The organism is Phaeovulum molybdatiresistens (assembly GCF_023544865.1).
Lineage (GTDB): Bacteria > Pseudomonadota > Alphaproteobacteria > Rhodobacterales > Rhodobacteraceae > Pontitalea.
The window spans coordinates 26,207-49,273 of sequence record NZ_JAMJFX010000020.1 but is presented as its reverse complement, the minus strand read 5'-3'; the positions used below and the strand labels follow the sequence as shown (position 1 = coordinate 49,273).

Here is a 23,067-nt window from a genome sequence, read left to right as displayed (position 1 = left end):
ACGGGGGGGCTGTCACGCCCCCCCGCCATCAAAACCGTCACTTCGCCGTCACATCGGGCGCGGATCAGTTGCCCGCGGGCGCCGTGCAGGTGCTGACCAGCTGTTCATAGCGTGCGACGATCCAGCCGGGCGCGTCATCGGGAACCGAGTCATCCAGCGAGCCGGTCACCCGCTCGAACACCGTGGCCGAGCGCGAATTATCCACCACGGGAAGCGCCTCATTGACCATGACGCGATCATAGACCACGAAGGCCACGGCCACCAGGACGACGCCGCGCAGCACGCCGAACAGAAAGCCCAGTCCCTGATCGATGCCCCCCAGCGCCGAGCGCTGCACGACCGAGGCAAACAGCGGCGTGACGATGGAAAACACCACCAGCGCCAGCGCGAAGACCGTGGCGAAGCCCGCGATCATGCCCAGTTCGCAGCTGTCGCCCAGGAACTTGTCCAGAACCGGGATCTGCGCCACCAGCGGGCGGGCCACATTGGCGAAAAGATAGGCCAGGACGGCGGCCGCGATCCAGCCCGCGATCGACAGCCCCTCGCGCACGAAGCCGCGGCTGTAGGCGAGGATCGCCGACAGGACGATGATGGCCGCCACGATGGCGTCGATGATGGTAAAGCCTTCCATGCGTTCCCTTCCGTGCCTGCGCGTCAGCCCGCGCCGAACATCTCACCCACGAATGTCACAAGATCGGGCAGCTTGCGCAGCGCCATCCCGCCGCCCCCTTCGGCCTTTGTCCGTTCCGGGGCAATGGCTTGTGAGAAACCAAGTTTCTCGGCCTCTTTCAACCTGTTTTCCGCCTGACCCACCGGGCGCAGCGCGCCCGACAGGCTGATTTCGCCGAAAATCACCATGTCGGGGGGCAGGGCCACGTCTTCGCGCGCCGACAGAAGGGCTGCGGCCAGTGCCAGATCGGCGGCGGGTTCCTGAACCTTCATCCCGCCCGCGACGTTCAGGAACACATCCAGCCCCGCAAAGGGGATGCCGCAGCGGCTTTCCAGCACCGCCAGGATCGTCGAGACGCGGCCCGAGTCGAGCCCCACCACCGTGCGCCGGGGCGAGGCCAGCGACGAGGGCGCGACAAGGGCCTGGATTTCGGTCAGCACGGGGCGCGTGCCCTCGATCCCGGCGAAGACGGCGGATCCGGGGGCGGCCTGGCCGCGTTCGGACAAAAACAGCGCCGAGGGGTTGGTGACCTCGGACAGGCCGCCGCCGGTCATTTCAAACACGCCGATTTCGTCGGCGGGGCCAAAGCGGTTTTTCACCGCGCGCAGGATGCGGAACTGATGGCCGCGTTCGCCCTCAAAATACAGGACCGTGTCGACCATGTGTTCCACGACGCGGGGGCCGGCGATCTGGCCCTCTTTCGTGACATGGCCCACCAGGATGATCGCGCAGCCGCGCGTCTTGGCGAAGGTCACCAGTTCGTGACTGGCGGCGCGGACCTGGGCGACGGACCCCGGCGCGCTGTCGACCATGTCGGCCCACATCGTCTGAATCGAATCGATAATGGCAAGATCGGGGCGTTCGGCATCCAGCGTGGTCAGGATGTCGCGCAGGTTGGTTTCCGCGCCCAGCTGCACCGGCGCATCGGCCAGGCCCAGGCGCTGTGCGCGCATACGCACCTGCGCCGCGGCCTCTTCGCCGGAAATATAAAGGCATTTCAGTCCATTGCGGGCAAAACTTGCAGCACCCTGCAGCAGCAGCGTGGATTTGCCGATACCCGGATCGCCGCCCACAAGGATTGCCGAGGCCGGCACCAGGCCACCGCCCAGGACGCGGTCAAGCTCATCCATCCCCGATCTTGTGCGCGGCGGCGGCGCCTCGGCGGTGGCCAGCGTCGTCAGCGGGATCACCCGGCCCTTGGCGGCGCCCAACGTCTTGCTGGCGGGGCCGGTGGACAGGGGGGCCTCTTCCTGGATGGTGTTCCAGGCGCCGCAGGCATCGCATTTGCCGCCCCATTTCTTGTGGGCGGCGCCGCAGGCGGTGCAGGTGAAGGAGGAGGTCGTCTTGGCCATGGCCCTTCCTGCCCGATCCACCGCGCCGGTTCAAGGCCGGGGGCGCCGCCCCCGGACCCCCGAGGTATTTTCGGCAAGATGAAAGGGTCAGCGGTGCGGGCGGTCCGACAGGTGCGACAGGATCAGGCTGGCGCCAGTGCAGAAGGTCAGCAGATAAAGGCCCCAGCCAGTCTCGATCCGGCCGACGCCTACGCCCTTTGCCAGAACAATGTAGAGCGCGATCAGGAAGATGTCGGCCATCGCCAGCCGGCCCAGGGTCTGCAGCGCGGGCAGCAGGCGCAAGGGCGCCAGGCCGAACTGCACCAGCGCAAGGCCAAGCGTCTTGGCCAGCGGCGCCACCAGCGCCAGAAGTGCGACCAGAAGCGCGAGCGGGATATCCTTGTCCCACAGGGCCGCGAGGCCCGAGAAGACCGAGATCGAGTCGAGGTCAAAAAACGGCAAAAGCCCCGCATGCAGCAGCGGCGCGGTCCAGGCGATGGGGAACAGGACCAGCAGCGCCAGATTGGCCAGGCGCAGCATTCAGCGCACCGATTCGATCGGCCCCTCGGCCCGGCCGTGGATGAATTGTTGCACGTAAGGGTCTGGGGTCGTGTCCATTTCCGCGATCGGGCCGGTCCAGCGTACGCGGCCGCCGTGGATCATCGCCACCTTGTCGGCAATGGCGCGGACCGAGGTCATGTCATGGGTGATGGTCATGGCGGTGGCGCCCATTTCCACCACGATTTCACGGATCAACTCGTTGATGACGCCGGACATGATCGGATCAAGCCCGGTGGTGGGTTCGTCGAAAAAGATCACCTCGGGTTCGGCGGCGATGGCGCGGGCAAGGCCCACGCGTTTCTGCATGCCGCCCGACAGTTCGGCGGGGAACAGATCGGCGACTTCGGGTTTCAGGCCGACGCGGCGGAGCTTCTCGATCGCGACCTCGCGCGCCTGGTCCTTGGGCAGCTTGCGCGCGCCGCGCAGCAGCCGGAAGGCCACGTTTTGCCAGACCGGCAGGCTGTCGAACAGCGCGCCGCCCTGAAACAACATGCCAAAGCGCGCCAGAAAGGCATCGCGCGCCGCCGTGGCCACATCTTCACCGTCCAGCGTTATGGTGCCGCGATCTGGATGAACAAGGCCCAGGATGCATTTGAGAAGAACGGATTTTCCGGTGCCGGACCCGCCGATGATCACCATGCTTTCGCCGGTCGGGATGGTCAGGTCGATCCCGCGCAGCACCTGGTTGGTGCCAAAGGCCTTGTGAACATCGCGCAGGTCAATCATGCCGAAAAGAACGCCTCTGTCAGCAGGTAATTGGCCCCCAGGATCAGAATCGAGGCGCCCACGACCGCCGATTTCGTGGCCCGTCCCACGCCCTGCGCGCCGCGGCCCGACTGCATGCCGTGATAGCAGCCCATGACCGCCACGATGAAGCCAAAAGCCGCGCCCTTGACCAGGCCCGAGCCCACATCCCAGAACTCCAGGAAGTCCCAGGTGTTCTTGATATAGGTGGCCGAGTTGAAATCCAGCCGGCTGACGCCCACGATCCAGCCGCCCATGATGCCGATCACATCGCCCACGCCCACCAGCAGCGGCACCGTCAGCGTAGCCGCCAGGACGCGCGGAACGGTCAGATATTTCATCGGGTTGGTGGACAGGGTCACCAGCGCGTCGATCTGCTCGGTCACCTTCATCGTGCCGATTTCCGCCGCGATGGATGAGGCGACGCGCGCCGCCACCATCAGCCCGCCCAGCACCGGGCCCAATTCGCGCGTCATGCCGATGGCCACGATCGAGGGCACGACCGATTCCGCCGAGAAGCGCGCGCCCCCCGAATAGATCTGTAGCGCGAGCGCGCCGCCCGTGAAGACCGCCGTAAGGCCCACCACCGGCAGCGACAGCCAGCCGATCTGCAGGCAGGCATGCAGGAATTCCCGCGTATAGAACGGGGGGCGCAGCAGATGCGACAGCGCCTCGGCGGCGAAGAGCGCGATCCGTCCGGCAAGGGCCAGCGCGCCCAGAACGAACCGACCCAGCGCCGCCAGCGGGGCGGTGACGATCACGCCTGGCCCCCGGCGTAGTCGCGCTGATAGCGGTTGCCCAGCGAGGTCAGGATTTCATAGCCGATCGTGCCCGCCACATCCGCCAGATCATCCACGCCCTGTTCGGGGCACAGGATGTCCAGACTGCGCGGTTCTTGCGGCAGGTGGCTGACATCGACGGTGATCAGGTCCATCGACACGCGCCCGACCACGGGGCAGGGCGTGCCCTCGGCCCAAAGCGTCGCGCGGCCCGACAGGCTGCGCAGCAGGCCATCGGCGTAGCCGGCGGCGACGGTTGCGATCCGGGCGTCGGTTTCGGCCTGCCAGGTGTTGGAATAGCCCACCGTCTCGCCCGCCGCGACCTCACGCACCTGCACCACGGGCAGCGACAACCGCACGACCGGGCGCGCCGCCTCGAAGGGCAGACCGCCATAAAGGCCGATGCCGGGGCGGGTGACGTCAAAATGATAGTCGCGCCCCAAGAGGATGCCCCCCGTCGCCGAGAGCGAGCGCGGAACCGACAGGCCATCGGTCATGCGGCGGAATTCGGCCAGCTGGCGGGCGTTCATCGGGTGGTCGGGTTCATCGGCGCAGGCCAGATGGCTCATGATCAGGCGCGGCGCCGATCCGGTGACGATGCCCGCCACTGCGGCCCATTCCGCGGCCTCCATCCCAAGCCGGTTCATTCCGGTATCAAGTTGAATGCCAAAGGGCGCCCCGGCCAGGGTTTCGAAATGGCGTGTGACCTGTGCCAGCGAATTCAGCATCGGGGTCAGGCCAAGCGCGCCGATCATTTCGGTATCGCCAGCCATGTGCCCGGAAAAGACAAGGATCTCGGGGCCCTCGCCCAGGGCCTGACGCAGGGCCGCGCCTTCCTCGGCAGCGGCCACAAAGAACTTGCGCACCCCGGCCCGCGCCAGCGTCCGCGCCACCCGTGCCGCGCCAAGACCGTAGCTGTCGGCCTTTACCACGGCCGCAGTTTCGGTGCTGGCCGCGGATAACGCGTCCAGCGCCCGCCAGTTGGCAAGGATTGCGTCCAGATCGATGCGAAGCGATGCAGTAGCCATGCCGCTTTCTTGTGCGCGCGCCCGCCAAGGTCAAGCGCAATTATCCGGCGACGCCTCGCCACGCGGCGGATGTGGCACAGGGGGCGCTGCCCCCTCTGGCCTGCGGCCATTCACCCCCGAGGTATTTCGGGCAAGATGAAACGATGCCTTCATCTTGCCGAAAATACCTCGGGGGGGCCCGAAGGGCGGGGGCAGAGCCCCCTTGCGCTCAGAACCCGTCGGCGCCGTCGCCTTGCCAGGCCTTGGCCAGATCCGAGAACCGGGTGAAGCGGCTTTCGAAGGCCACTTCGACCGTGCCGATCGGGCCGTGACGTTGCTTGCCCAGGATGATTTCGGCCTTGCCATGCACGCGTTCGGCCTTTTGCATCCATTCCGCGAATTTCGGATCGTCTTCGGAAGGCTTCATCCGTTCGTGATAATATTCGTCGCGATAGACGAACATCACGACGTCCGCATCCTGTTCGATCGAGCCCGATTCGCGCAGGTCCGAGAGCTGCGGGCGCTTGTCTTCGCGGCTTTCCACGGTCCGGCTCAGCTGTGACAATGCCACCACCGGGATGCTCAGTTCCTTGGCCAGCGCCTTGAGCCCCATCGAGATTTCCGCGATTTCCTGCACCCGGTTCTCGCCCTTGCCGGTGCCGCGCAACAGCTGCAGGTAGTCGACGAAGACCACATCCAGCCCATGCGTCCGTTTCAGCCGCCGGCAGCGCGCCGCCACCTGGCTGATCGGCAGGGCAGGCGTGTCGTCGATATAAAGCGGGCAGGTTTCCAGCGCCTTGGCCGCCTCGACAAAGCGGCGGAATTCCGCCTCGGTCATGTCGCCGCGGCGGATTTGTTCGGACGGCACCTCGGAGGCTTCGGACAGGATCCGCGCGGCCAGCTGTTCGGCGCTCATTTCCAGGCTGAAGAAGCCCACGACGCCACCCTCGACCGCGCCTTCGGTGCCGTCATGGCGCTGGCCGCGCTTGAACGCCTTGGCGATGTTGAAGGCGATGTTGGTGGCCAGCGAGGTCTTGCCCATCGAGGGGCGCCCGGCAAGGATCAGCAGGTCCGAGGGGTGCAGCCCGCCCAGTTTCTTGTCCAGATCGCGCAGCCCGGTGGACACGCCCGACAACCCGCCCTCGCGCTGATAGGCGGCATTGGCCGATTGCACGGCTTCGGTCACGGCCTTGAGAAAGCTGACGAAACCCTTTTCGCTTTGCCCCTGTTCGGCCAGCTTGTAGAGCGCCTGTTCGGCGGCGACGATCTGTTCCTTCGGATCGTCCTGCACCACCACCTGGGCTGCGCGGGCGGAAATGTCGGCGCCCAGCCGGATCAGTTCACGCCGCACCGCCAGTTCATAGATCATCTGCGCATAATCGCGCGCCGCATAGGCTGCGATCGCCGCCCCCGCCAGGCGCGCCAGATAGGCCGGCCCGCCCAGTTCCTTCAGCCCGGGATCATCTTCCAGGAAGGCCTTGAGCGTCACCGGCGAGGCCAGCGCGTTCTTCTGGATGCGTGCCACGGCCACCTCGAAGATGCGCTGGTGCACGGGCTCGAAGAAATGTTCCGCCCGCACGATCGCGGCGATGCGGTCGTAGAGGTCGTTGTTGGTCAGGATCGCGCCCAGCAGCTGCTGTTCGGCCTCGATGTTGTGGGGAAGCGTGTCGGCATTGGCCGGAAGCGTGGGGGCGGTGCTGATCGTGCCGATGTCGTTCATGCTCTGCCTCTTGTCTCGCCTGGTCGATCCCATAGCCCAATCGGTGGATGGTGCCTATCGGGATAACTTGGGGGAAAAGGCCGCCTGACCGCCCCCGGTTGACCGGCGTTTTAGCTGTTTGTTTCACGCAAGCTACCACATGTCGTGGTGTCCTGTCGATCCGGGGGCGGCGCGCGCGATTCGGGTGCGCAACCATCCCCAGTTTGTCCACAGACCTGTCCCCGGGAAAATCACCCCCGGCCAGCGGCGCCGGGCGGGGGCGAAGGCCTGCGGTTCAGGCCTTGCGGCGCGCCTCTTGCCAGGGGCGCGGGGCGGTCAGGAAAGCCTCGACCTCATCCAGCGTGGCCGCATCAAAGGCGCCTTGCGCGCGCGCTTCGGCCAGAACGTCCCACCAGGTGCACAGGTGATGCAGCTTGACCCCGTGGTTTTCCAGCGTCGGAATCGTTTCGGGGAAGATGCCATAGTAAAAGATCACCGCCGTATGGCCGCAGCTGGCCCCGGTTTCGCGGATCGCATCGACAAAGGACAGTTTCGATCCGCCATCGGTCGTCAGATCCTCGACCAGCAGCACCCGCTGCCCCTCGGTCATGGCGCCCTCGATGCGGGCGTTGCGGCCATAGCCTTTGGGCTTCTTGCGCACATAGGTCATGGGCAGGGCCAGCCGTTCGGCCACCATTGCCGCAAAGGGAATGCCTGCGGTTTCGCCGCCCGCGATGTTGTCAAACGCCTCGAACCCGGCCTCGCGCATCACGGTGACGGCCAGGAAATCCATCAGGGTGGACCGGATGCGCGGATAGCTGATCAGCTTGCGGCAGTCGATATAGGTCGGCGAGGGCAGGCCCGAGGCCAGCGTGAAAGGCTCTGCCGCGTTGAAATGCACCGCCTTGATTTCCAGCAGCGCGCGCGCGGTCAGCCGGGCGATTTCTTCCTTGGCGGGGTAGGCGGAGGGGATCATGGTCATACCTTTGTCTTAGCGGATCTGCGCGTCTTCTTGGTCCAAATACTCCCGCCGGAGGCTCCTGGCCCAACCGTTGGCCGCTCCGCGGGGAGTATTTCAGCCAAGAAGAAGCCTCATCCTTTCACATGCCAATGGACCGGGAAGCCCGGGTTGAAGACGGTGACGGGGCCCGCGCCGGTTTCGATCTTGTCGGGCCAGTGCGCGGGGGCGTCGGTCTTTTCCAGCGTCAGGCGGGCGTCATTCACGGGCAGGCGGTAGAAGGCGGGGCCGTTCAGGCTGCTGAAGGCCTCCAGCCGGTCGAGCGCGCCTTCCTCTTCGAAGACATGCGCCAGAAGCTGCATCGTGTTGGTCGCGGTGAAGCAACCGGCGCAGCCGCAGGGGTGTTCCTTCAGGTGGTCGGGGTGCGGCGCGGAATCGGTGCCCAGGAAAAAGCGTGCCTCGCCCGAGGTGGCGGCGGCGCGGAGCGCCAGCCGGTGTTCCTCGCGCTTGGCGACGGGCAGGCAGTAGTAATGCGGCTTGATCCCGCCCACCAGGATGTGGTTGCGGTTGATGATCAGGTGGTGCGTGGTGATCGTGGCGCCCAGATCATCGCCCTGGCTGCGGGCATAGTCCACGCCGTCGCGGGTGGTGACATGTTCCATTACCACGCGCAGCCCCGGTGTGGCGCGGCGCAGCGGGTCCAGCACGGTGTCGATGAAGACCGCCTCGCGGTCGAAGATGTCGACCTCGGGGGTGGTCACCTCGCCATGCACGCAGAGCGGCAGGCCGATTTCGGCCATCTTGTCCAGCACGCCGCGGACCTTGTCGAAATCGCGCACTCCGGAATGGGAATTGGTCGTGGCCCCTGCCGGATAGAGCTTGACCGCCTTGACCAGACCAGAGGCCGCGGCAGCCGCGACATCGGCCGGGTCGGTATCCTCGGTCAGGTAAAGCGTCATCAGCGGTTCAAACACCGCGCCTTCGGGCAGGGCGGCCAGGATGCGGTCGCGATAGGCGGCTGCCTGCGCCCCGGTCACCACCGGCGGCACAAGGTTCGGCATGATGATCGCGCGCGCGAAATGGCGCGTGGTTTCGGGCAGGACAGCCTGCAGCATGGCGCCATCGCGCAGGTGCAGGTGCCAGTCGTCGGGGCGGCGAAGCGTGATCTGGGTCATGTCCTTGCCCTACACCGGGCGCGGATGCGAATCCAGAGGCGGAATTGCGCCCAATCCGGCCCGATGCGCGCCTTGGGTCTTGCGGGCGGCGGGCGGGCGCGGCAGCATCGCGCCACATGTCCTGCCAGAGGTTGCCATGCGCCCCGTTCCCGCCCTGATCCTGCCCCTGTTCCTCCTGGCCGCCTGCAACGACCCGGGTTTCACCGGGGTGGCCGGTGTGCGCGCGGCGGATGCGACCGAGGTGGCCGGTTGCACGCTGGTTTCGCGCATCTCGATGAAGCCGGAGGTCTATGGCCCGCTTCTGGCCGACCAGGGCCTGCGCTATGCGCGCAACAAGATCATGGATCAGGCCCGGCAGGATGGCGCCAGTCATGTGGTCTTTGAACGGGTCGAGCCGGGGCAGGATGTCTATCTGGTGCGCGCCGACGCCTATCGCTGTCCGTAGTGCGTTGACCCCTTCTTTACCGGCAATGCCGCAGGCGCATAGCTGCGTTGCAGCATTGGCGCTGGAACCGCCGCCAAGCCTATCCTATCTGAGCGTCAACGCGGGCCACTAGCCCGCAAGTTGATTATCAGGAGACAGTCGTCATGGCTTTCACATCTGCCCTTGCGCCCAAGGAAAAAAGCGCCCTTTCGATCCTTTCGCCGGTCCTGTCGGTCCCGGCCCGCATCTGGGGCGCGATGATGGCCTCGGTCGAGCGTCAGGCGGCACGCCGCAGCGCAGAAATCGCGCGTCTTGAGGCGCTGAGCGATGCCGAACTGGCGCGCATGGGCCTGACCCGCGATCTGATCGTGCCGCATGTGCTGCGCGATCTGATGCACCGCTAAGGCGCGCCAATTCTGGCCCGGCCCGCGCAGGCGGGCGGGGCCGTCTGACTGTGGTCCGGGGCGCGTGACCGGGCAAGCGGGTTGGATCGTCGATCCTCGCTTTGCCCTTGCCCAAGGACCGCGCCCCGCCGATACTTGCCGCACCAGCCCGGTGGCCGGGCCCGTGATATGCGGCAAGGAGGCAAGATGCCCGACAAATCCGAAATGCTGACCCTGACCGAAGTGCGCGGTGATCTGGTGCTGGCGGCGCTTTGCATCGGGCAGTTCCGCGCGCCCTGCCAGATCGAGGATGATCGTCTGCTGGTGCGCGCCAATGAAGAATTGCTGCGTGCGCTGGGGGCGTTGGGCCTTCGGGTGCGGACCGTGGCCGAATCCTTTACGCCGGCGCCGCTGTTCGCCCCGGTTGACGCGCATCATGGCCGCCGTCAGGTCCAGCATCACGTGGCGCATCTGCACACCGATGATGAGGATGAGCCCGATGAGTCCGAGGGCGTGCCGCCTGCCTCAAACGCCTGATTGCGGCGGACCGCACGGCCCTGGATGTCAGGTGCCCGGGCCGCGCATCGGGGGCAGGCTGCGGCCCTGTTGCGCCAGCGCCTCTTCCAGCGTTGCCAGCCGCGCGCGAAAGCGCGGCGCGTCAAGCCGATGCGCGGCATTGCGGCACAACAGCGCATTCAGCCAGATCCGCCCCCCCGCATCCAGCCGCGCCGACAGCGCGCGCAGATAGCGCGGCAGGTCACGGCGCGCGCGATACAGCCGCCAGAACGCCGCCGCATCGGCCTGATCCTGCATCGCAAGCGCCAGAAGCGGTTCCAGCACACCCATTTCCGCCAGCATCACATCGACCGGATCGCCCAGGCCCGGGCAGGGCAGGGTGATGACATGGGGGCGGCGGAACAGCGCGGCATGCATCGCATCCAGCCGTGACAGCGGGTCATGGATCAGCAGAACCCGCGCCGCCGCCTCGATCATGTCGGGGGCATAGCCGTAGCGGGTGGTGAAATCGGCGCGCCGCTGGCGGGAAAACCGCGTGTCCCAGCCCGCCAGCCGCGGGTCCAGCGTCGCCTGCGGTTGCAGCGCTACCACCGTGCATCCCGGCGCCGCGACCGAAAAGGCCGCCGCCGCATAGCCGCCCGGACCCGCGCCATAGAATACGACGCGGTCGAAATCCTCAAAGAAGGCCTCATCGACCAGGCGATCGAAATAGCCATAGACCTTGGGATCACGGAACCAGCTGTCGTGATCGGCGATCAGCGTCAGGCTGGACCAGCCCGCCTTCTGCGCAGCCCGCAGGCCGAAAGGCAGCTGATCGCCGCCCCCCGCGCGGATCGCGTCGCGGCTTTCGAAACTGACCAGCAGCACGGGCGCGGCATCGGCAAACAGCGCCGCATGGGCCGGGCCGAGGCGTTGGTAATAACCCTCGTCCTCGCCGATCTCTTCGATCCGGGCCTGCCAGGCGTCCAGGCCGGGCGCGCGCATGGGCATCGTGTTGTCTTCCATCAGCGGATTGCGGTCCTGCAGGTCAAGATGATGTCGGTCTGATGACACTATCCGATCATACCCCAAAGCGGGCGGAATTGCGGAGTTTGCTCGGAATTGTGATGGATTGTTCCGCAGGCCTTCTCAATCCTCGGGCGCGTCGGGGTTTGTTTCCGCATCCCGTTCCGCCGCGCGCCGGGCGTGGTCGGTGATGAAGCGCGCCGCGGCGGGTGCAAGCGGGCGGCTGGGCGGGGTCATCAGCAGCCGGCCGAACAGGCCGCGGTAGTCTTCGTGCGCCATCAGCGCCTCGAATCGCGCGAGCCGCCAATGCAGCGCAGAATCGTGCAGCGCGCCCAGCACCGGATCGGCGCGCAGATCGGCGCGCAGGGCGGCGGCGGCATCGGTCAGGCGCGCGATTGTGTGGTCTTCCTCGGCGCAGAAATTGCGCTCGACCCAGTAGGACAGATCAAAGGCCCCGGCCTCGCGGTTGGCGCGGCCGCGGTCGCATTTCAGCACATAGCTGTCCATCGCGCCCAAGGCGTAATGGTTCAGCTGCGCCAGGGTGTAATTGTCCTCGCCCAAGGGCGAAAACAGCCGCCCGCGGTGATATAGCGCGGGCAGTTCGCGCCCCGATCCGCCAAACCAGCGCTGCGCGGGCAGGCGCGCGGGGTCGGGGTTGCGCGGGCGGTGCACGCCCAGCTTGCGATAGCTGCCATCGTTGCGAAACAGCGTCTTGAACAGCGCCGCCCGCCAGGGCCAGATCATCTGCCGTGGGGCGGCGCGGGTGAATTGCGTGGTCACTGGCTGATCGACATGGCGCACCACGCCGCAATTGCCAAACAACCGCCAGGTCAGCGGAATCGCACTCGCCATCGGCAGGGCGGCGCGCAGCGCTTCAAGCGTGCCGTCGCCCGCGTGGATGTTGACGTATTCGTCAATGTCCAGCACCAGAACCCAATCCGCCGTGGCCATCAGCGGGTGACGCTCGGCCGCCTTCAGCGCGGCCCATTGCGGCCCGCGCGGCCAGGGGCCGGGGTTGGGCAGGTGGGTCAGCTGGCCCAGATCCTGCAGCCGGTCCAGCATCGCATCGGTGCCGTCGCTGCAATCGTTGGAAAAGACAAGAAAATCCGTGAACCCCACGGCGCGGTGATGGGCCAGCCAATCCAGCAGGAAAGCGGCTTCGTTCTTGACCGTCAGGATCGCAAGATAACGCATGGCGCCACGTTGCCCGTATCCGCGCGCCGCGGCAAGGGGCGGTGGATTTCGTCCGCCATCTGCCGCTGCCATTTTGTCGCACCCCGTGCGCGGGGCAACTTGACCTAGGTCAAGGTCGCTGCGGGCCCTGCGGCCTAAACAGGCTTCAACAGGTTCCAATCTCCCTGAAACGCGGCCCTCCCGCCGCCGGAACCTGCCCGAGGATCGATGCGCTCTCCCTCGCAAGATCCCCAAAGCGCTGCGGGCCTCCCTCCCGCAGCGCTTCTAATTTTCGGGGGTGGGGTTCGGGGTCAGATGATGCGGACCTGCGTGCCCACGGGGGCCAGGGTGAACAGTTCGGCAATCATCTCATTGTAAAGCCCGATGCACCCGTCCGACGACCGTCGGCCGATCTTGCGCGTGTCATGGGTGCCGTGGATGATATAGGCGGGCCAGGACAGATACATCGCATGGGTGCCCAGCGGGTTGTCGGGCCCGGGGGGCATGTAACGTAGCTCCGGGTTGCGCTCCATCATTGACGGCGTCGGCGTCCAGTCTGGGCCCACGCGCTTGCGCACGATCTTGGTATAGCCACGCTTGGTCAGTTCTTCGGTCAGCGGCACCGAGGTCGGATAGATCCGGTAATCGCTGCCATCCCCGGCCCAGAAATGCAGCGCGCGCGATACGGTATCGGCTAGGATCGTCGCCGGGCCAAGGCTGTCGAAATGATCCTGCCAGCGTTGCGCCCGGAAGGCCGAGGTGTTGCGCCGCGTCACCGCATCGCCTTCGGTGCCCTGCGGGCGGGCGGTTTCGGCGGCCAGCAGGCCCGGCGCGGCAATCAGCCCGGCGGTCATCCCCGTGGTCAGGGCGGCGAAACGGCGGCGGGTAAAACGGTTGGTGTCGGGCATGTCCCTCTCCTGTCTGCGGATCGGGGCCTTGGTCCCACAGGCCGGGGCATCGGGCAAATGACGTTTGCCCACAAAGAGTTGATCGGGCGATAAAAAAAACCCTCCCCGCAGGGGGAGGGTTCGGTTGCGGTTCTGCCGCAAGACCTATTTCGGGGCGATCATCATCACCATCTGGCGGCCTTCCAGCTTGGGCATGGATTCCACCTTGCCGGCCTCACCCACATCCGCCTTGACGCGGTTGAGAAGTTCCAGACCCAGATCCTGGTGCGCCATTTCGCGCCCGCGGAAGCGCAGCGTGACCTTGACCTTGTCGCCTTCTTCCAGGAAGCGCATCACCGCACGCATCTTGACCTCATAGTCATGCGTATCGGTGCCGGGACGGAATTTGACTTCCTTGATCTCGATGATGTGCTGCTTCTTGCGCGCTTCGGCCTCGCGCTTTTGCTGTTCATACTTGAACTTGCCGTAGTCCATGATCTTGCACACGGGCGGCACGGCCGTGGGCGAGATCTCCACCAGATCCAGCCCGGCCTCCTCGGCCATCATCAGAGCGCGGGCCGGGGTCACCACCCCGACATTTTCGCCGTCCGCCCCGATCAGGCGGATTTCGGGCGCGCGGATGCGGTCGTTGACGCGGGGACCGGTGTCGCGCTGTGGCGGGGCATTGTGCGGTCTGCGGGCTATGGTGGCACTCCTTCTATGGCCATTCCAAGAATGGCGCGCAAAATAAGCCTGCTGGCCCCCGCTTTCAACCGGATTCGCGCGCAGGCGCAACAATCGCGGATTCTGCATCGCGGCATTGTGGCTTTTCATTCGGGGCCGCGGATGCCATACAACGCGCGCAGACAATGGTCTCCTGACAAAAGGAGTGGGAAATGAACAAGATATTGGCTCTGGTGGTGATCGTCGCAGCAATTGCGGCGGGCGCCTATTTCTACATGAATTCGCAACAGGCCCAGCAGGCGGCCGAGCAGGCCGAGCAGGCCGCGGCTGATGCCGCCAAGGCCGCGGAACAGGCCGCGACCGAGGCCGCCGAGGCCGCAGCGGTGGCCACCGAAGCCGCCGTCGAAGCCGCAACGGATGCGGCGACCGAGGCCGCCGAGGCCGCGACCGAGGCTGCCAGCACCGCCGTTGAGGCCGCAGGCGAAGCCGCCGCCGCCGCGACCGAGGCCGCCGTTGACGCGGCGACCGAAGCCGCGACCGAGGCTGCCGAAGCCGCCGAAGCCGCGACCGAGGCCGCCGTTGAAGCCGTCAGCGAAGCCGCCACCGCCGTGACCGAGGGCACGACCGAGGCCGCCACCGCCGAAGCCACCACCGAGACCGCGCCCGGCCCGCTGGATCAGGCCGCGGCCATGATCGAGGCCGCCGCGATCGATCCGGCGCTGAAAGGCTCGCTTCAGGCGCTGATCGACTCGGCCCGCGCCAATCCCGCGCTGACCGATCAGGTCGTGGAAGAGGTGAAGAAGGCCCTGGGCCAGTAAGCCCACCCGCCATTATTGCCAAAGGCCGCCGGTTTCCGGCGGCCTTTTCATGTTCGTGGTCAATGTGAAAGGCCAGCGTGACAGGCCGGACCCCGGGTTAGATCCCGTCGCCGACAAAGGCCTTTTCCACCACATATTCGCGCGGCTCGGAATTGGCGCCCTCACGCAGGCCGAAATCCTCCAGCACCTTCTTGACGTCGATGTTGAAGGCCAGGCTGCCACAGACCATCGCGCGATCGCTGGCCGGGTCCATCGGCATCAGCCCCAGATCGGCAAAGACCTTGCCCGAGGTCAGGTTGTCGGTGATCCGGCCGGTGTGGTGGAAATCCTCGCGCGTGGTGGTGGGGTAATACAGCAGCTTGCCTTCGACCATCTCGCCGATCAGCTCGTCGTCCTTCAGGCCCTCGACCAGCTGGCGACCGTATTCCAGTTCGGCCACCGTGCGGCAGGTGTGCATCATGATGACCTGATCGTATTTCTCATAGGTTTCGGGGTCGCGCATCAGCGACGCAAAGGGCGCGATGCCGGTGCCGGTGGCCAGGAACCACACCCGCTTGCCGGGCAGCAGCGCATCATGCACCAGCGTGCCCACGGGTTTCGGGCGCAGGATGATCTGATCGCCCGGCTGGATATGCTGCAGGCGGCTGGTCAGCGGGCCGTCGGGCACCTTGATTGAATAGAATTCCAGTTCCTCATCCCAGTTGGGCGAGGCGATGGAATAGGCCCGCAGTAGCGGCTTGCCGCGGTCATCCAAGAGACCGATCATCACGAATTCGCCCGAGCGGAACCGCAACGAGGCGGGGCGCGTCACGCGGAAGGAAAACAGCGTGTCGGTCCAATGCGTGACCGCGGTCACGGTCTGGGCGTCGGGCAGGGTCTTGACGGGCGGGATAGTGGCGGCTTCGGTCACGGGCGGTCTCCTCGGGGGCCGGGGAAAAGATGTGGCGCGGATACCGGATTGGCCGGGGGCCGTCCTTGATCGGTATCAAACCCGCGCGGGGCTTGGTGGCTGTTTTACGCCCCATTGGGCGCGGCCGGAAGGGAAATCAACCCTTCAGCCGCGCGCGATAGTCATGCCGACCCCAATCGGCGCGGGCTTGCCACTGGTCTGCCGGTTGGCGCGCGGCCAGATCGGCGGGGATTTCCACCTCGTCAAAGCCCGACCGGCGCGCCATCGCATATTGATCGGCCAGAACGTGACCCGCGGCGCGCAGCCGCCCCGCAAAGCCCGCCGCGCGCAGGCGGCGCGCCAGCGTAAAGCCGCGCCCGTCGCTGAAGGCGGGAAAGGCGATGCGGATCAGGCCCGTCCCATCGGCCAGCGCGGGCAGCGCGGCGGGGTCGGTGTCGGGGGCCAGATCGGTGATCGGGCCGTCCCAGTCCTCGGGGTGGAAGCCGTCGTCGCGGACGATCACGCTCATGCCACTTTCTCCGTTTTCTCAGTTGCTTGCGCGTCGGCCTTCACGCGCACGGCCTTGCCGCCGATGAAATGGATGCCGCATTCGGTCTTGGCCGAATTGCGCCAGCGCCCCGCGCGCGGGTCTTCGCCGGGGGCCACCGGGCTGGTGCAGGGCGCGCAGCCGATTGAGGGGTAGCCCTTGGCCACCAGCGGGTGGCGCGGCAGGCGGTTCTGGATGATATATTCCTCCAGATCCTCGCGGCCCCAATGCGCCAGTGGGTTGATCTTCATCCGGCTGGGGGTTTCCACCTCAAAGAAATCCAGCGCCGCGCGGGTCGATCCCTGATAGCGCTTGCGCCCGGTGATCCAGGCGTCAAACCCCGCCAGCGCGCCTTCCAGCGGGATGGTTTTCCGCAGGGTGCAGCAGGCATCGGTGTCGAATTGATGCAGGGTGCCGTCCGGGTCGTCCAGCCGCAGCGCCGCATCGGCGGCGGTGATCCGGCGGATGTCGGTCAGCTTCAGCCGCTGCGCCAGATTCTGCTGATAGGCCAGCGTTTCAGGGAACAGCATCAGCGTGTCGATGAACAGAACCGGCGTGCCCGGCGCGATGACCGAGACCATGTGCAACAGCACCACCGATTCCGCCCCAAAGGACGACACCAGCGCGACATTGCCCACCGCCGCGTCCTTCAGCGCGCGTTCCATCACCGCCACGGCGGCGTGGTGGCGGTAGCGGTCGTTCAGATCCGCCACCCGGGCGGCGATGTCAGGCTGCATCGCGGGCCTCTTGCGGATAAAGCGCGGCCTTGAAGGGCGCGGGGCCCAGGCGGCGATAGGCATCGATAAAGCTTTCGCCGCGCGACTGGCGCAGGGCCAGATAGGCGCGCAAAAGCCGCTCGATCGCGGGGATCACCTCGTCATAGGCAAAGCCGGGGCCCGCGCGTTCGCCGATCGCGGCCTGTTCGCTGCCGTCGCCGCCCAGCGTGATCTGGTAGTTCTCGACCCCCGCGCGGTCGAGGCCGAGGATCCCGATATGCCCCACATGGTGATGCCCGCAGGCATTGATGCAGCCAGAGATCTTGATCTTCAGCTTGCCGATCTCGTCCTCAAGGCCGATCGCCTTGAAATGCGTGGCCAGACCCTGCGCCACGGGGATCGACCGGGCCGTGGCCAGCGCGCAGTAATCCATGCCGGGGCAGGCGATGATGTCGGACAGAAGGCCCACATTGGCGGTGGCCAGCCCCGCGCGCAGCAGTTCGGCATGCACGTTTGGCAGGTCGGCCTTGGCGACATGCGGCAGGATGACGTTCTGTTCATGGCTGATGCGCAATTCGCCATAGCCATAGCGGTCGGCCAGATCCGCCAGCACCCGCATCTGGTCCGAGGTCGCATCGCCCGGTGTTGCGCCATGCGCCTTCAGGCTGACGGTGACGATGGCGTGATTGTCCCGCTTGTGCGGCGCCAGGCTGCGCTCCGCCCAGGCGCGCAGCAGCGGATCGACGGCCAGCGCGGCGGCGAACGGGGCAGGGTCGGTGTTGCGGAAGGCGGGCGGGGCGAATTGCGCCTCGATCCCCGCCAGGATGTCCTGATCGACGCCGGTGAATTCGGGGCGGATGCGGGCGAATTCCGCCTCGGTGGCGGCGCGGAACGCCTCGATCCCGTTTTCGAAGACGGTGATCTTGATGCGCGCCTTGTATTTGTTGTCGCGCCGTCCCAGCAGGTTGTAGGTCGCCACGATCGCCTCAAGGTAGGGCAGCAGGTCGGCCTTGGGCAAAAACGCGCGGATCACCTGACCGATCAGCGGCGTGCGGCCAAGCCCGCCGCCGACCAGCACCCGGTATCCGATCTGGTCGCCTTCGCGCACGATCTGCAGCCCGATGTCATGGGCGCGGATGACGGCGCGGTCGGCGGCGGCCCCGGTGATGGCGATCTTGAACTTGCGCGGCAGGAACTGGAATTCGGCATGATCGGTGGACCATTGCCGGATCAGCTCGGCCACGGGGCGGGGATCGGCGACCTCATCGGCGGCAGCACCCGCGAAATGGTCGGCGGTCACGTTGCGGATGCAGTTGCCGCTGGTCTGGATCGCATGCATCTGCACATCGGCCAGCGCCCCCAGGATATCGGGCACATCGGTCAGTTTCGGCCAGTTGAACTGGATGTTCTGGCGGGTGGTGAAATGGCCATAGCCCTTGTCCCAGCGATCCGCGATCATCGCCAGCTGGCGCATCTGGTCGGACCGCAGCGTGCCATAGGGGATTGCCACGCGCAGCATGTAGGCATGCAGCTGCAGATACAGCCCGTTCATCAGCCGCAGCGGGCGGAATTCTTCCTCGCTCAGGCTGCCATCCAGGCGGCGTTCCACCTGGCCACGGAATTGCGCCACGCGGGCGCGGACAAAGGCCTCGTCGAAGTCGGAATAGTTATACATTCGCGGCCGCCTCCTGCTTGCCGTGGGCATAGTTCGACGGGCCACGGGTGCGGAACGCCTCGCGGAAATGCACGGGCTCGGGGCCGTTCGGGCCGGGTTTCGCATCGGCCAGATAGGCGCCCACGACGCGGTCGCCATGCCCCAGCGCCATTAGAAGGCGCAGATCGGCGATGGCCTCATCCTCCAGCAACTCGGCCTCATGATGCTGGCGCGACCAGCGGCCATCGGCGGTCAGGTAAATCACGTCGCCTGCGCGCAGATCATTGGCGGTGACGACCTTGGGGGTGAAACGGCGGCTCATCGGGCGGTCTCCTGATAGGCGGAATGGGGCAGGGCGGCGGGCAGGGCGGCCGCACGCGGCGCCAGGCCCAGCAGAATGACGGCGGGGCCGGTCAGCGCGGCACTGTCGGCGGGAAGGCGGGCCAGCGTGGTGGCGATCACCCGCTGATCGGGGCGCGAGGCGTTTTCCACCAGGCTCAACCCCGTGGCGGGGTCCGCGCCATGCATCAAAAGGCGGCCTTGCAGAAACCGCGCGGCGCGCTTGCCCATGTAGATCGTGGCGACCGCGCCGGGACGGGCTAGCGCGCGCCAGTCCTGTTCGGCAAAGCCCGCCATGTCATGGCCCGTGATGATGCGCAGATCGGCATTGCGCCCGCGCTGCGTCAGGCTTTGCCCGATGGCGGCAGCCGCGGCCGAGGCGGCGGTTATGCCGGGTAGGACGGTAAAGCCGGTGCCCGCGGCCTCCAGCGCATCCAGTTCTTCACCCAGGCGCCCGAAAATCCCCGCATCGCCGGATTTCAGCCGCAGCACATCGCGGCCCGCGCGTGCAAACCCCAGGATCAGCGCGGTGATGTCGTCCTGCGCCATGCCGGGGCCGAAGCCCTCTTTGCCGGTTTCCACCAGCACCGCCTGCGGCCCGGCCAACGCCAGAACCGCTGCGCTGACCAGCCGGTCATGCAAGATCACATCCGCCTGCGCCAGCGCGCGCGCAACGCCCAGCGTCAGCAGATCGGGATCGCTCGGCCCCGCGCCGGCAAAGGTCACATGGCCCGGCGCCTGCTGCCGCCCCGCTGCCGATCTGTCGCGTTCCGCCATGTGAATAGCCCCCTTTGCTTGCGCCCAGTATAGGAAATTTTCCCCTATCCAGGCCATTCCCCCTTGCAAATAAGGAACCCTGTTCCATAATTCCGGCCATCAGAAACCCGTTTCCCGCAATGACAAGGATTTGCGAATGACTGTCCGGCTTGACGACATGGATCGGAAAATCCTGACCCAGCTACAAGAAGACGCCAGCCAGTCGCTGGACGACATTGCGCGCAAGGTGGGGTCGTCGAAGACGCCAGTGTGGAATCGCATCCGCAAGATGAAGGACATGGGCGTGATCGGTCGCCAGACCGTCCTGCTCGACCCCGAGGCGCTGGGGCTGGAGGCCTGTTTCTTCGTGCTGATCCGCACCTCGGAGCATGAGGCGGAGTGGCAACGCAAGTTCCTGGCCACCCTGCGCGCCCGCCCCGAAGTGCTTGAGGCCCACCGTCTTGCGGGCGACATCGACTATATCCTGAAGGTGCGCGTCAAGAACGCCCGCGCCTATGATCAATTCTACCAGGCGCTGATTGCCGAGGTGAAGATCCACAACGTGACCGCGCTTTTGTCGATGGAGGAAATCAAGTCCACGACACTGCTGCCGCTGTAACCCTTTCTTCTTGGCAAAAATACTCCGGGGGGTCCGGGGGGCTGGCCCCCCGGCCTGTCCGCAGGCCCAAGGGGGGGGGGGGGGGGCCCCCGCCCCCCCCCGGGGGGGGGGGCGGAGGAGCCCCCCGCCAACCCCCCCGGGGGCCCCCGCCCGCCCCCCCCCCCTCCCTGCATCCCCTCCGCCCCGCGCGGGGGCCGGGCCGGCCCCCCCCCCCCCCCCCCCCTGTCCGCAGGCCCAAGGCTGGGGGCGCTGCCCCCAGACCCCCGGAGTATTGGGACCAAGAAGAAGCAGCCCTTACCAGGCGATGTCCAGCCGCTCGAGCCCGTGGAAGTGATAGAGGTCCGCATAGCGCGGTGGCGCGGTCAGGTGCAGGCCGGGAAGGCGCTGGAACAGGATCGGCAGGGCGGTTTGCAGTTCCAGCCGGGCCAGCGGGGCGCCGATGCAGAAATGCGTGCCTGCGCCAAAGCTGAAATGGGTCCGGACCGGGCGGGTGGGGTCAAACCGGGTGGGCGCGTCCCACAGGTTCGGGTCGCGGTTGGCGGCGGCCAGCAGCAGCCCGATGCGATCGCCGCGGCGGAAGGTCTGGCCCGACAGGTCCAGATCGGCATGGACCCAGCGCGTGAACAGGTGCAGGGCCGGGTCGTGGCGCAGGATTTCTTCGACCGTGCCCGGGATCTGGTCGACGGTCAGGATGGCGGCTTGGCTGCGCTGTTCCAGCAGGGTTTTCACGCCATTGCCGATGGTGTGCACGGTGGCTTCGTGGCCCGCGTTCAGCAGCAGGATGCAGGTGGCGATCAGTTCCTCGGTCGACAGGGTGGTGCCATTGTCCTCGGCGGCGATCAGATGGCTGATCAGGTCATCGGCGGGGTGGCGGCGCTTGTGGGCGATATAGTCGGTCAGGAAGGCCACGAAGTCCTGCGTGGCGGCCACGGCGGCCTCTTCGGTGGCGCGGCTGCGGCGGGCCTGATACATGCCCACCATCGCATTGGACCATGTCAGCAGGTCGCCCGCGCGATCCTCGGGCACGCCCAGCAGGCGGGCGATCACGATGACGGGCAGGGGCTGGGCGAAGCCCGTGATCAGATCGCAGCCGCCCGCGGGCAGGGCGTCGATCAGCCGGTGGCAAAGCGTGGCGATTTCCGGCGCCAGCCCCGCGATCCGGCGTGAGGTGAAGGCGCGCAGCACCAGCCCGCGCAGCCTTGTGTGGCGCGGCGGGTCCAGTTCCAGCATCGAATGGGCCTCGACCGCGTAGAAGGGCGCCAGGTGTTCGGGGATCGGGGGGGCCAGTTCGGCCGGGGCCTCGCGCCCCAGCCGGCGGTCGCGGAGCGCCGCGCCCACCACCGCGGCGTTGGCGGTGACGGGCAGGTCATAATCGCCCCAGTGCACGAAGGGCCCCGCGGCGCGCAGGCGTTCGTAGAACGGGTAGGGGTCCTGCACGAAGGCCGGGTCCGTCGGGGATTGCCAGAGCGTCTGCATCGCGGGCCCCTTTCTGCGGTCTACAGCGGTTCGATATCGCCCGCGGCGCGGGTGGCGTGAAACTCGCGCACGAAATCGGCCAGCCTGCCTTGCGCGATGGCGCCGCGCAGGCCCGCCATCAGTTCCTGATAGTAATGCAGGTTGTGCCAGGTCATCAGCATCGAGGCGATAATTTCCTGGCTGCGATAGACATGGTGCAGATAGGCGCGCGAATAGTTCCGGCAGGCCGGGCAGGTGCAATCGGCATCCAGCGGGCGGGGGTCATCCTGGTGGCGGGCGTTCTTGATGTTGACGACGCCGTGGCGCGTCCAGGCCTGCCCCGTGCGCCCCGAGCGTGAGGGCAGGACGCAATCCATCATGTCCACCCCGCGTTCCACCGCGCCGACGATGTCATCGGGCTTGCCCACACCCATCAGGTAGCGCGGCTTGTCTTCGGGCAGGAAACCGGGGGCGTAGTCAAGCACGCCGAACATCGCCTCTTGCCCCTCGCCCACGGCCAGCCCGCCAATGGCATAGCCGTCAAAGCCGATCTGTTTCAGGGCGGTGGCCGATTCCTCGCGCAGGTCGCGGGTGACGCCGCCTTGCATGATGCCGAAGAGCGCGTATCCGGGCCGGTCGCCAAAGGCGTCGCGCGACCGCTGCGCCCAACGCATCGACAGGCGCATCGACTTGGCGACCTCCTCATCCGTGGCGGGCAGGGCGGGGCATTCGTCAAAAGCCATCACGATGTCGGAGCCCAGAAGCTTCTGGATCTCCATGCTGCGTTCGGGGGTCAGCATGTGTTTCGACCCGTCGATATGCGAGGAAAACCGCACGCCTTCCTCGGTCAGCTTGCGCAGGCCCGCCAGGCTCATGACCTGAAACCCGCCGCTGTCGGTCAGGATCGGCCGGTCCCAGTTCATGAAGCGGTGCAGGCCCCCCAGCCGCGCGATGCGTTCGGCGGTGGGGCGCAGCATCAGGTGGTAGGTGTTGCCCAGCAGGATGTCGGCCCCGGTTGCGCGCACCGAATCCGGCAGCATCGCCTTGACCGTGGCGGCGGTGCCCACCGGCATGAAGGCAGGCGTGCGGATCTGCCCGCGCGGGGTGGAAATCACGCCCGTGCGCGCCCGCCCGTCGCGCGCCTTCACCTCGAAACCGAACCGTTGCACCATCGGGGCCTCCTGTCGCGATCAGCCGCCTTGAATAGAGATTTCGCGGCCCTTGCCAAGCAAAACCCGCGCTTTGCGCCCCGATCTGCGCGGCATTTTCGCGCCCCTC

General features: G+C 66.8%; 26 protein-coding genes. 5 read left to right on the top strand and 21 right to left on the bottom strand.

What is annotated here, in order from left to right; translation table 11 throughout:
* Positions 1-64: 64 nt before the first annotated feature.
* The 9 genes from MXB90_RS13365 to pyrC all read right to left on the bottom strand — a co-directional run bounded on the left by MXB90_RS13365 (position 65) and on the right by pyrC (position 8,924).
* Complete coding sequence (locus tag MXB90_RS13365; RefSeq protein ID WP_250045708.1) at positions 65-631, bottom strand: CvpA family protein; 567 nt, start codon at positions 629-631, stop codon at positions 65-67.
* A 23-nt stretch (positions 632-654) separates the two neighbouring features.
* Positions 655-2,022 (bottom strand): DNA repair protein RadA, encoded by a 1,368-nt coding sequence (gene radA / locus MXB90_RS13360; protein WP_250045707.1) that lies wholly within the window; start codon positions 2,020-2,022, stop codon positions 655-657.
* An 87-nt stretch (positions 2,023-2,109) separates the two neighbouring features.
* Positions 2,110-2,541: a paraquat-inducible protein A gene (locus tag MXB90_RS13355; RefSeq protein ID WP_250045705.1), complete on the bottom strand. Its 432-nt coding sequence runs from the start codon at positions 2,539-2,541 to the stop codon at positions 2,110-2,112.
* Entirely contained in the window at positions 2,542-3,288 is a 747-nt protein-coding gene (locus MXB90_RS13350) for an ABC transporter ATP-binding protein (RefSeq protein WP_250045703.1), read from the bottom strand.
* On the bottom strand, positions 3,285-4,067 hold the full coding sequence (locus tag MXB90_RS13345) for an MlaE family ABC transporter permease (protein WP_250045699.1): 783 nt from the start codon (positions 4,065-4,067) through the stop codon (positions 3,285-3,287). The genes MXB90_RS13350 and MXB90_RS13345 overlap by 4 nt, the downstream gene beginning before the upstream one ends.
* Positions 4,064-5,113: an alanine racemase gene (gene alr, locus MXB90_RS13340; RefSeq protein WP_250045697.1), complete on the bottom strand. Its 1,050-nt coding sequence runs from the start codon at positions 5,111-5,113 to the stop codon at positions 4,064-4,066. The genes MXB90_RS13345 and alr overlap by 4 nt, the downstream gene beginning before the upstream one ends.
* Positions 5,114-5,321: 208 nt before the next feature.
* Positions 5,322-6,812 carry a replicative DNA helicase gene (locus tag MXB90_RS13335; RefSeq protein WP_250045696.1) on the bottom strand — a complete coding sequence of 497 codons (1,491 nt, stop codon included), beginning with the start codon at positions 6,810-6,812 and terminating at the stop codon, positions 5,322-5,324.
* A 274-nt stretch (positions 6,813-7,086) separates the two neighbouring features.
* Positions 7,087-7,767: an orotate phosphoribosyltransferase gene (locus tag MXB90_RS13330; RefSeq protein WP_250045731.1), complete on the bottom strand. Its 681-nt coding sequence runs from the start codon at positions 7,765-7,767 to the stop codon at positions 7,087-7,089.
* A 116-nt stretch (positions 7,768-7,883) separates the two neighbouring features.
* Positions 7,884-8,924, bottom strand: a complete 1,041-nt coding sequence (pyrC, locus tag MXB90_RS13325; RefSeq protein WP_250045694.1) for a dihydroorotase — start codon at positions 8,922-8,924, stop codon at positions 7,884-7,886.
* A 136-nt stretch (positions 8,925-9,060) separates the two neighbouring features.
* Here pyrC and MXB90_RS13320 point away from each other — a divergent pair, with 136 nt between their 5' ends.
* The 3 genes from MXB90_RS13320 (at position 9,061) to MXB90_RS13310 (ending at position 10,268) form a co-directional block, all read left to right on the top strand.
* Positions 9,061-9,369, top strand: a complete 309-nt coding sequence (locus MXB90_RS13320) for a hypothetical protein (protein WP_250045693.1) — start codon at positions 9,061-9,063, stop codon at positions 9,367-9,369.
* Positions 9,370-9,512: 143 nt separating this feature from the next.
* Positions 9,513-9,752, top strand: coding sequence for a hypothetical protein (locus MXB90_RS13315; RefSeq protein ID WP_250045691.1), 240 nt, complete (start codon positions 9,513-9,515; stop codon positions 9,750-9,752).
* 186 nt (positions 9,753-9,938) lie between these two features.
* Positions 9,939-10,268 carry a hypothetical protein gene (locus MXB90_RS13310; protein ID WP_250045689.1) on the top strand — a complete coding sequence of 110 codons (330 nt, stop codon included), beginning with the start codon at positions 9,939-9,941 and terminating at the stop codon, positions 10,266-10,268.
* 27 nt (positions 10,269-10,295) lie between these two features.
* Here the strand turns inward: MXB90_RS13310 and MXB90_RS13305 are convergent, their stop codons facing one another.
* From MXB90_RS13305 to infC, 4 genes are all read right to left on the bottom strand, one after another.
* A complete protein-coding gene (locus tag MXB90_RS13305) occupies positions 10,296-11,252 on the bottom strand; it encodes a phosphoadenosine phosphosulfate reductase (protein WP_250045688.1) in 957 nt (318 codons plus the stop codon).
* A gap of 123 nt (positions 11,253-11,375) precedes the next feature.
* Positions 11,376-12,446: a glycosyltransferase family 2 protein gene (locus MXB90_RS13300; protein ID WP_250045687.1), complete on the bottom strand. Its 1,071-nt coding sequence runs from the start codon at positions 12,444-12,446 to the stop codon at positions 11,376-11,378.
* 290 nt (positions 12,447-12,736) lie between these two features.
* On the bottom strand, positions 12,737-13,333 hold the full coding sequence (locus MXB90_RS13295) for a L,D-transpeptidase (RefSeq protein WP_462982306.1): 597 nt from the start codon (positions 13,331-13,333) through the stop codon (positions 12,737-12,739).
* 144 nt (positions 13,334-13,477) lie between these two features.
* Complete coding sequence (gene infC / locus MXB90_RS13290) at positions 13,478-14,125, bottom strand: translation initiation factor IF-3 (protein WP_250045685.1); 648 nt, start codon at positions 14,123-14,125, stop codon at positions 13,478-13,480.
* An 83-nt stretch (positions 14,126-14,208) separates the two neighbouring features.
* Between infC and MXB90_RS13285 the strand changes: the two genes are divergently transcribed.
* Positions 14,209-14,814, top strand: coding sequence for a hypothetical protein (locus MXB90_RS13285; protein WP_250045682.1), 606 nt, complete (start codon positions 14,209-14,211; stop codon positions 14,812-14,814).
* A gap of 97 nt (positions 14,815-14,911) precedes the next feature.
* Here MXB90_RS13285 and MXB90_RS13280 read toward each other — a convergent pair whose 3' ends face one another.
* From MXB90_RS13280 to cobA, 6 genes are all read right to left on the bottom strand, one after another.
* The gene (locus MXB90_RS13280) at positions 14,912-15,724 is read right to left on the bottom strand and encodes a ferredoxin--NADP reductase (protein ID WP_250045681.1); all 813 of its coding nucleotides are present in this window, start codon (positions 15,722-15,724) and stop codon (positions 14,912-14,914) included.
* A gap of 136 nt (positions 15,725-15,860) precedes the next feature.
* Entirely contained in the window at positions 15,861-16,232 is a 372-nt protein-coding gene (locus MXB90_RS13275) for a DUF934 domain-containing protein (RefSeq protein WP_250045680.1), read from the bottom strand.
* A complete protein-coding gene (locus MXB90_RS13270) occupies positions 16,229-16,987 on the bottom strand; it encodes a phosphoadenylyl-sulfate reductase (RefSeq protein ID WP_250045678.1) in 759 nt (252 codons plus the stop codon). Before MXB90_RS13270 ends, MXB90_RS13275 begins: the two co-directional genes overlap by 4 nt.
* On the bottom strand, positions 16,977-18,641 hold the full coding sequence (locus MXB90_RS13265) for a nitrite/sulfite reductase (protein WP_250045674.1): 1,665 nt from the start codon (positions 18,639-18,641) through the stop codon (positions 16,977-16,979). Before MXB90_RS13265 ends, MXB90_RS13270 begins: the two co-directional genes overlap by 11 nt.
* Entirely contained in the window at positions 18,634-18,942 is a 309-nt protein-coding gene (locus tag MXB90_RS13260) for a DUF2849 domain-containing protein (protein WP_250045672.1), read from the bottom strand. The genes MXB90_RS13265 and MXB90_RS13260 overlap by 8 nt, the downstream gene beginning before the upstream one ends.
* A complete protein-coding gene (gene cobA, locus MXB90_RS13255; RefSeq protein WP_250045670.1) occupies positions 18,939-19,736 on the bottom strand; it encodes a uroporphyrinogen-III C-methyltransferase in 798 nt (265 codons plus the stop codon). Before cobA ends, MXB90_RS13260 begins: the two co-directional genes overlap by 4 nt.
* A gap of 136 nt (positions 19,737-19,872) precedes the next feature.
* Here cobA and MXB90_RS13250 point away from each other — a divergent pair, with 136 nt between their 5' ends.
* Entirely contained in the window at positions 19,873-20,334 is a 462-nt protein-coding gene (locus MXB90_RS13250) for an Lrp/AsnC family transcriptional regulator (protein WP_250045668.1), read from the top strand.
* Positions 20,335-20,628: 294 nt separating this feature from the next.
* On the opposite strand, the gene MXB90_RS13245 is transcribed toward MXB90_RS13250, so the two are convergent.
* Positions 20,629-21,810 (bottom strand): cytochrome P450, encoded by a 1,182-nt coding sequence (locus MXB90_RS13245; protein ID WP_250045666.1) that lies wholly within the window; start codon positions 21,808-21,810, stop codon positions 20,629-20,631.
* A 20-nt stretch (positions 21,811-21,830) separates the two neighbouring features.
* Positions 21,831-22,961, bottom strand: coding sequence for a tRNA guanosine(34) transglycosylase Tgt (gene tgt / locus MXB90_RS13240; RefSeq protein WP_250045665.1), 1,131 nt, complete (start codon positions 22,959-22,961; stop codon positions 21,831-21,833).
* Positions 22,962-23,067 lie beyond the last annotated feature (106 nt).